Consider the following 3,243-nt stretch of genomic DNA (forward strand, 5'->3'; position numbering starts at 1 on the left):
ATCGATCATTGAAAACTGAATAACACCAAACAACGATTGACATATTCTCGATGCGAGGTATGGCAATCACATTATTTCAAATAAAAGATATAATGAACCGAGAAATTGACCGAGTCTATGAAGAAGTTCATAGAGTTTAAAAATAACGCAAAAATATTGTGGTTAAGCAAGCAAGGGCGCACGGTGAATGCCTTGGCACTAGGAGCCGATGAAGGACGCGACGAACAGCGATATGCTTCGGGGAGCGGTAAGTACGCTAAGATCCGGAGATTTCCGAATGGGGGAACCCAACGATTGTAGTAGATCGTTATCCGCAAGGAAGGTAGACGCAGAGAACTGAAACATCTAAGTACCTGCAGGAAGAGAAAATAATAATGATTCCCTGAGTAGCGGCGAGCGAAACGGGAAGAGCCCAAACCAACGTGCATGCACGTTGGGGTTGTAGGACTCCGCAAGGGGACTGGAACGTTTAGTAAAAGCCCATGGGAAGGGGCGGCATAGAGGGTGAGACCCCCGTATACGAAAAACAGACCAGCTCCGGAGACTCCTGAGTACGGCGGGACACGAGGAATCCCGTCGGAATCCACCAGGACCATCTGGTAAGGCTAAATACTCCCTAGTGACCGATAGTGAACCAGTACCGTGAGGGAAAGGTGAAAAGCACCCCGGGAGGGGAGTGAAAGAGTACCTGAAACCGTGTGCTTACAAGTAGTCAGAGCCCGTTAATGGGTGATGGCGTGCCTTTTGTAGAATGAACCGGCGAGTGACGATAGTTGGCAAGGTTAAGCAGAAGATGCGGAGCCGAAGCGAAAGCGAGTCTGAATAGGGCGCAAGTCAGGTGTCGTCGACCCGAAACCAGGTGACCTACCCATGTGCAGGTTGAAGGTGCGGTAAGACGCACTGGAGGACCGAACTCACATACGTTGAAAAGTGTGGAGATGACGTGTGGGTAGCGGAGAAATTCCAATCGAACCTGGAGATAGCTGGTTCTCTCCGAAATATATTTAGGTATAGCCTCAGAGTAAGAGTCGTGGAGGTAGAGCACTGTTTGGACTAGGGGCCCTCCCGGGTTACCGAATCTAGATAAACTCCGAATGCCACCGACTTATCTCTGGGAGTCAGACTGCGAGTGATAAGATCCGTAGTCGAGAGGGAAACAGCCCAGACCACCAGCTAAGGTCCCCAAGTTACTGTTAAGTGGAAAAGGATGTGGGGTTGCATAGACAGCTAGGATGTTGGCTTAGAAGCAGCCATCATTTAAAGAGTGCGTAATAGCTCACTAGTCGAGTGACCCTGCGCCGAAAATGTACCGGGGCTAAACAGTACACCGAAGCTGTGGATTCAATTAATTGAGTGGTAGGAGAGCGTTCTATGTGCGGCGAAGCCATACCGTAAGGAGTGGTGGAGCGCATAGAAGTGAGAATGCCGGTATGAGTAGCGAAAGACGGGTGAGAATCCCGTCCACCGATAGACTAAGGTTTCCAGGGGAAGGCTCGTCCTCCCTGGGTTAGTCGGGACCTAAGCAAAAGCCGAACGGCGTATGCGATGGCCAACAGGTAGAGATTCCTGTACTTGGGAAATACGATTGAACGATGGAGGGACACAGGAGGTAAATCCACGCAGACTGATGGAAATGTCTGTAGAAGCAACGAAGTGGAGAGTGAGTCAAATGCTTACTTTTAACAACGAGTTGTGACCTGGAGCGAAATTAAAGTAGCGAAGGTGGATAATCAAACTGTCGAGAAAAGCTTCTAGTGAGTATGACCAACCCGTACCGCAAACCGACACAGGTAGTCAAGTAGAGAATACTAAGGTGAGCGAGAGAACTCTCGTTAAGGAACTCGGCAAAATGACCCCGTAACTTTGGGAGAAGGGGTGCTGACGCAAGTCAGCCGCAGTGAATAGGCCCAGGCGACTGTTTATCAAAAACACAGGTTTCTGCTAAATCGCAAGATGATGTATAGGAGCTGACGCCTGCCCGGTGCTGGAAGGTTAAGAGGAGTGCTTAGCGCAAGCGAAGGTACGAATTGAAGCCCCAGTAAACGGCGGCCGTAACTATAACGGTCCTAAGGTAGCGAAATTCCTTGTCGGGTAAGTTCCGACCCGCACGAAAGGCGTAACGATCTGGGCACTGTCTCAACGAGAGACTCGGTGAAATTATAGTACCTGTGAAGATGCAGGTTACCCGCGACAGGACGGAAAGACCCCATGGAGCTTTACTGTAGCTTGATATTGAGTGTTTGTGTGACATGTACAGAATAGGTAGGAGCTTATGAAGTGTGTACGCCAGTATGCATGGAGGCGCCTGTGGGATACTACCCTTGTAACATGACCACTCTAACTCGCGTGTAGACCACGGAAGACAGTGTCAGGTGGGCAGTTTGACTGGGGCGGTCGCCTCCTAAAGAGTAACGGAGGCGCCCAAAGGTTCCCTCAGAATGGTTGGAAATCATTCGTAGAGTGCAAAGGCAGAAGGGAGCTTGACTGCGAGACCTACAAGTCGAGCAGGGACGAAAGTCGGGCTTAGTGATCCGGTGGTACCGCATGGAAGGGCCATCGCTCAACGGATAAAAGCTACCCTGGGGATAACAGGCTTATCTCCCCCAAGAGTTCACATCGACGGGGAGGTTTGGCACCTCGATGTCGGCTCATCGCATCCTGGGGCTGAAGTCGGTCCCAAGGGTTGGGCTGTTCGCCCATTAAAGCGGTACGCGAGCTGGGTTCAGAACGTCGTGAGACAGTTCGGTCCCTATCCGTCGCGGGCGTAGGAAATTTGAGAAGAGCTGTCCTTAGTACGAGAGGACCGGGATGGACACACCGCTGGTGTACCAGTTGTTCCGCCAGGAGCATTGCTGGGTAGCTATGTGTGGGATGGATAACCGCTGAAAGCATCTAAGCGGGAAGCCAGCTTCAAGATGAGATTTCCCATTCGAAAGAAGTAAGACCCCTGAGAGACGATCAGGTAGATAGGCTAGAAGTGGACGTGCAGTAATGTATGGAGCGGACTAGTACTAATCGGTCGAGGACTTAACCAAGAGAATCAATGGATTGGTAACTGTTTGGGTGTTATTCAGTTTTGAGTGATCGAGAGATTGACCGCTCAACATAATCAAGACACTGTGTGGTGATAATGGCAAGAAGGACACACCTGTTCCCATGCCGAACACAGCAGTTAAGCTTCTTAGCGCCGATGGTAGTTGGACCTTTGGTCCTGTGAGAGTAGGACGTTGCCGCGCGTGTCTT

Annotated in this window: 2 rRNA genes; both read left to right on the plus strand. The window is 50.6% G+C overall.

Going from position 1 to position 3,243, the window contains the following annotated elements:
• Nucleotides 1-160 precede the first annotated feature (160 nt).
• Nucleotides 161-3,035: ribosomal RNA gene (locus HZY91_RS10715) — 23S ribosomal RNA — on the plus strand.
• 85 nt (nt 3,036-3,120) lie between these two features.
• Nucleotides 3,121-3,236: ribosomal RNA gene (gene rrf, locus HZY91_RS10720) — 5S ribosomal RNA — on the plus strand.
• Nucleotides 3,237-3,243 lie beyond the last annotated feature (7 nt).

It is taken from the genome of Facklamia lactis (assembly GCF_015863205.1).
Classification (GTDB): Bacteria; Bacillota; Bacilli; order Lactobacillales; family Aerococcaceae; genus Facklamia; species Facklamia lactis.